Source organism: Variovorax sp. 01T439_2 (assembly GCF_056398445.1).
In genome coordinates this window covers 1-5357 of the sequence record NZ_JBFTPJ010000359.1, presented here as the reverse complement: position 1 = coordinate 5357, position 5357 = coordinate 1, and the positions used below count along the sequence as shown (strand labels likewise).

Sequence of the window (5357 nt, the reverse complement as noted above, 5' to 3'; positions counted from 1 at the left end):
GCGCCCATGCCGACATCCTGGCGTATTTCCGCGCCAACATGGACAAGGTCCAGGCGGAGTACCGCAACGAGCAGACGTACCTGTCCGCCATGCTGCACAAGCAAGGCAAGCTGGGCTACTGGCCCGCGGCCTGGTGCCCGAGCTTCAAGTACCACGGCATTCCGATGTGGCCGGCCAACTACTGGGAAGAGCCCTTCGTGCCCGAGGGCGCGCGCATCATGGTGTTCCACGGCGAATGCAATCCGCCCGACGCACTGGCGGGCCGGCGCAACCGGGCTTTCCGCTACATCCGGCGGGCGAACTGGATCGCCAGGTTCTGGAAGGAATGAACGGGATGGCGGCAGGGACGGCGCAAGTCGTCCTGCCGCCGTAGACGTTCAGGCCGTGGCAGGCGCCCGGCCGCCCATGCGCCACAGCAGCGCGCCGGCACAGAGCCACTGGACCACGTACATGCCGCTTCCCACGGCGTGCCACAGCTTGAGGTTGTCGCGCGCAAGAATGCGCGGCGCCACGGCATATTGCTGCAGCAGCGCCAGCAGCAGCGCACCCAGGATCAGGAAGATGGCGGCCATCGAGGCGCTGTCGATGCGCTGGTCCATCTTCGTGCGGAAGTGAACCAGAAGCAGCAGGCCGCAGCCAATTGCTATCCAGCTCTGCGCCTCGAACAGCTGGCCCGCGAAATTGCCGGCCACCGCGGGGTTGCCGAGCCGCGCGAAGAGCATCGGCACCACAATGAAACCGATCGTCGTGAGGCTGCCCCACCAGAAGGCGGCCAGCAGCAGCGCGAGGCGGTCTTTCATCCTGCCTGTCAGATGTAGCGCACGGCCACGATCTCGTAGCGCTTGAGGCCGCCGGGCGCCTGCACCTCGGCGGTGTCGCCCTCTTCCTTGCCGATGAGCGCACGCGCGATCGGGCTGGAGATGTTGATCAGGCCCAGCTTCAGATCGGCCTCGTCCTCGCCGACGATCTGGTACTTGACGGCCTCGCCCGATTCTTCTTCCTCGAGTTCCACCGTGGAGCCGAACACCACCTTGCCGCCGGCGTCGAGCTCGGCCGGGTCGATGATCTGGGCGGCCGAAAGCTTGCCCTCGACTTCCTGGATGCGGCCCTCGATGAAGCCCTGGCGGTCCTTGGCGACTTCGTATTCGGCGTTCTCGCTCAGGTCGCCCTGCGCGCGGGCTTCGGAGATGGCATTGATGACCCAGGGGCGGTCCACGGTCTTGAGCTGATGCAGCTCGGCGCGCAGCTTCTCGGCACCGCGCTTGGTAATTGGAATGGTGGCCATGTTTGGTTCTCCATAARGCGAAACCGCCGAACGCTGCCGTTCGGCGGTCGATTGGGGGACAGGATCAGACGAGTGTGCGTCCGGTCAGCCGGCTCAGGATGGCGAGCGGGCTCGAATCAGGATTGTATTGCTTCGACGCGGGCAGATGAAGGGTCTGCTCGAGCATGTACTGGCCCGCCATGACGGCGTGCGAGGTCTGGTCCGAGAAGCACACCCACACCGACCCCGGCGGAAATTCGGCCTTCTCCTGCGGCGAATTCTCCTGGTAGGCCATGTCCGACTTCATGCCGTCGTGCAGCTGCAGCATCAGGTGGTCGTATTCGCTGCGAAACGACTTGGTCACGTGCAGCGCCTGCAGCAGCCTGGCCTGCCAGCGCACATAGGGCTTGGCACGCGGCAGGAAGCGCCTGGCGATGTCCTCGAAAGGCTCGCCCACGCGCCACACGCGCGGTGCACCCTCGGGGTTGACGTTGGTGAAGACGCGCAGGATGCGCTCGCCGTAGTTGGGCCGCGACGGGAAGGCATCGACATGCAGGCGCCGGTCGTCGGCGCGCCAGGACTGAACGCGCGTTTCGACCTGTGCCGGCCGGTAGCTGGTCGGCGCCAGGCGCAGGGCCGGCGTGTAGTGCGGCAGCAGGCCGTGGATCAGCTGCTGCGCCTGCGCGCGAAACCGCCCTACCATCGCCGCCGCCGTGCGCTGCACCGCCTCGTCGCCGACGGCGCCCTTGAGCTTGCCGTTGGCATCGAGGCTGATGTTGCGCACGTCGGGCGACAGCAGGCTGGGCGTCAGCAGGCTGCGCTCTTCGGGCAGCAGCTCGAAACCCAGGCGCGGAAAATACAGCACCTTGCCCGCTTCCAGCTGCGCGATCCACGCCTCGTTGGGCGAGGCCGCGCGCCAGTCGCTCAGATCCAGTTCGACGAGCTGCGTTTCCATGGCCACGCTCAGGCGGCAGCCAGCTGCGCGTGCATCTCCTGCACCGAGATCACGCCGAGCTCGTCCATGAAGCCCATGCCCTCGACCGCGGCTTCGGCGCCGAAGATCGTGGTGAAGGTGGTCACGCGGGCCAGCAGCGCCGAGGTGCGGATCTGGCGCGAATCGTTGATCGCGTTGCGGCGCTCTTCCACCGTGTTGATGACCAGCGCAATCTCGTTGTTCTTGATCATGTCCACGATGTGCGGGCGGCCCTCGGTCACCTTGTTCACCGTCGCGCATTCGATGCCCGCGGCACCGATGGCGGCGGCCGTGCCCTTGGTCGCGATGATCTCGAAGCCCAGCTTGACCAGGCCGCGCGCCACTTCCACGGCGCGCGCCTTGTCGTTGTTCTTCACCGAGATGAAGACCTTGCCCGACTTCGGCAGCAGCGTGCCGGCACCGAGCTGCGACTTCACGAAGGCCTCGCCGAAGGTCCTGCCCACGCCCATGACTTCGCCGGTCGACTTCATCTCCGGGCCGAGGATGGTGTCCACGCCAGGGAACTTGACGAACGGGAACACGGCTTCCTTCACGCTGAAGTACGGCGGCGTGACTTCCTTGGTCACGCCCTGCGACTTGAGCGACTGGCCGGCCATGCAGCGCGCCGCCACCTTGGCAAGCTGGATGCCGGTGGCCTTGCTCACGTAGGGCACGGTGCGCGAAGCCCGCGGGTTCACTTCGAGCACGTAGATGACGTCCTTGCCGTCCTTCTGCTGGATGGCGAACTGCACGTTCATCAGGCCCACCACGTTGAGCGCGGCGGCCATCGCGGCGCTCTGGCGCTTCAGTTCGGCAATGGTTTCGGCGCTCAGGCTGTAGGGCGGCAGCGAGCAGGCGGAGTCGCCCGAGTGCACGCCGGCCTGTTCGATGTGCTCCATCACGCCGCCGATCAGGGTCTGGCCCTCGGCGTCGCGGATGCAGTCGACGTCGCATTCGACGGCGTCGTTGAGGAAGCGGTCGAGCAGCACCGGCGAATCGTTGCTGACCTTCACCGCCTCGCGCATGTAGCGCTCGAGGTCGCGCTGCTCGTGCACGATTTCCATCGCGCGGCCGCCGAGCACGTAGCTCGGGCGCACCACCAGCGGATAGCCCAGCGCCGCGGCCTTTTCGAGCGCCTCGGGCTCGGTGCGCGCGGTGGCGTTCGGCGGCTGGCGCAGGCCCAGTTCGTGGAGCAGCTTCTGGAAGCGCTCGCGGTCTTCGGCCGCGTCGATCATGTCGGGCGAGGTGCCGATGATCGGCACGCCGTTGGCTTCGAGGTCCAGCGCGAGCTTGAGCGGCGTCTGGCCGCCGTACTGCACGATCACGCCGAGCGGCTTTTCCTTGTCGACGATCTCGAGCACGTCTTCGAGCGTGAGCGGCTCGAAGTACAGGCGGTCGGAGGTGTCGTAGTCGGTCGACACGGTCTCGGGGTTGCAGTTGACCATGATGGTCTCGTAGCCGTCCTCGCGCATCGCGAGCGCGGCATGCACGCAGCAGTAGTCGAACTCGATGCCCTGGCCGATGCGGTTGGGGCCGCCGCCGAGCACCATGATCTTCTTCTTGTCGGTGGGGTCGGCTTCGCACTCGTCCTCGTAGGTCGAGTACATGTAGGCCGTGTTGGTCGCGAACTCGGCCGCGCAGGTGTCCACCCGCTTGTAGACCGGGCGCACGCCGAGGGCGCGGCGCTTTTCGCGCACGGCCGTGTCGGTGGTCTTGAGCTGCTTGGCAAGGCGGCGGTCCGAGAAGCCCTTCTTCTTGAGCGCGAGCAGCGTGTCGCGGTCGATGTCGGCCAGCGACTTGGTTTCGAGCTCGAGTTCGATCTTCACGATCTCCTCGATCTGCACCAGGAACCAGGGGTCGATCTTGGTCAGCGCGAACACTTCATCGACGCTCAGGCCCATGGCGAAGGCATCGCCCACGTACCAGATGCGCTCAGGGCCGGGCTCGCCCAGTTCCTTCTCGAGCACTTCGCGGTCCTGCGTCTTCTCGTTGAGGCCGTCCACGCCCACTTCGAGGCCGCGCAGCGCCTTCTGGAACGACTCCTGGAAGGTGCGGCCCATGGCCATCACCTCGCCCACCGACTTCATCTGCGTGGTCAGGCGCGAATCGGCCTGCGGGAATTTCTCGAAAGCGAAGCGCGGGATCTTGGTGACCACGTAGTCGATCGACGGCTCGAACGACGCGGGCGTGGCGCCGCCCGTGATTTCGTTGCGCAGCTCGTCGAGCGTGTAGCCCACGGCCAGCTTGGCCGCGACCTTGGCGATCGGGAAACCCGTGGCCTTGGAGGCCAGCGCCGACGAACGCGACACGCGCGGATTCATCTCGATGACGACCATGCGGCCGTCCTTCGGGTTGATCGAGAACTGCACGTTCGAGCCGCCGGTATCGACGCCGATCTCGCGCAGCACGGCCAGCGAGGCGTTGCGCAGGATCTGGTATTCCTTGTCGGWSAGSGTCTGCGCMGGGGCCACGGTGATCGAGTCGCCGGTGTGCACGCCCATCGGGTCGAGGTTCTCGATCGAGCAGACGATGATGCAGTTGTCGGCCTTGTCGCGCACGACTTCCATCTCGTACTCTTTCCAGCCGAGCAGCGACTCTTCGATCAGCAGTTCGTTGGTCGGCGAGGCTTCGATGCCGCGCTTGCAGATGGTCTCGAACTCTTCCGGGTTGTAGGCGATGCCGCCGCCRSTGCCGCCSAGSGTGAAGCTGGGGCGGATCACCGTCGGGAAGCCGACCGACTTCTGCACGGCCCAGGCTTCGTCCATCGAGTGGGCGATGCCGGAGCGCGCCGAGCCGAGGCCGATCTTGGTCATCGCGTCCTTGAACTTCAGGCGGTCCTCGGCCTTGTCGATGGCTTCGGGCGTGGCGCCGATCAGCTCGACCGGCTTGTTGGTGGCCGCGCCGGTGTACTTGTCGAGCACGCCGTGGCGCCAGAGGTCGAGCGCGCAGTTCAGCGCCGTCTGGCCGCCCATGGTCGGCAGGATCGCGTCGGGGCGTTCCTTGGCGATGATCTTCTCGACCGTCTGCCAGGTGATCGGCTCGATGTAGGTCACGTCGGCCGTGGCCGGGTCGGTCATGATCGTCGCGGGGTTGCTGTTGATCAGGATGACCTTGTAGCCC

The 5357-nt window shown here is 66.2% G+C and carries 4 protein-coding genes and 1 pseudogene; 1 reads left to right on the top strand and 4 read right to left on the bottom strand.

What is annotated here, in order from left to right; all coding sequences use genetic code 11:
- Positions 1 to 329 (top strand): annotated as a pseudogene (locus tag AC1DOC_RS17535) (glycosyltransferase); the annotation flags it as partial.
- A gap of 48 nt (positions 330 to 377) precedes the next feature.
- On the opposite strand, the gene AC1DOC_RS17530 reads toward AC1DOC_RS17535, so the two are convergent.
- The 4 genes from AC1DOC_RS17530 to carB all read right to left on the bottom strand — a co-directional run.
- A complete protein-coding gene (locus tag AC1DOC_RS17530; protein ID WP_018905010.1) occupies positions 378 to 800 on the bottom strand; it encodes a DUF4149 domain-containing protein in 423 nt (140 codons plus the stop codon).
- A gap of 8 nt (positions 801 to 808) precedes the next feature.
- The gene (gene greA / locus AC1DOC_RS17525; RefSeq protein ID WP_012747727.1) at positions 809 to 1285 is read right to left on the bottom strand and encodes a transcription elongation factor GreA; all 477 of its coding nucleotides are present in this window, start codon (positions 1283 to 1285) and stop codon (positions 809 to 811) included.
- A gap of 64 nt (positions 1286 to 1349) precedes the next feature.
- A complete protein-coding gene (locus AC1DOC_RS17520) occupies positions 1350 to 2219 on the bottom strand; it encodes a Kdo hydroxylase KdoO (RefSeq protein ID WP_018905011.1) in 870 nt (289 codons plus the stop codon).
- 8 nt (positions 2220 to 2227) lie between these two features.
- On the bottom strand, positions 2228 to 5357 hold a 3130-nt coding region (gene carB, locus AC1DOC_RS17515), incomplete at its 5' end, for a carbamoyl-phosphate synthase large subunit (protein WP_478130167.1).

Bases quoted from the DNA above. Each gene is read 5' to 3' on its own strand.
- AC1DOC_RS17520 (WP_018905011.1), bottom strand. From the start codon at position 2,219: ATGGAAACGCAGCTCGTCGAACTGGATCTGAGCGACTGGCGCGCGGCC.
- AC1DOC_RS17530 (WP_018905010.1), bottom strand. From the start codon at position 800: ATGAAAGACCGCCTCGCGCTGCTGCTGGCCGCCTTCTGGTGGGGCAGC.
- greA (WP_012747727.1), bottom strand. From the start codon at position 1,285: ATGGCCACCATTCCAATTACCAAGCGCGGTGCCGAGAAGCTGCGCGCC.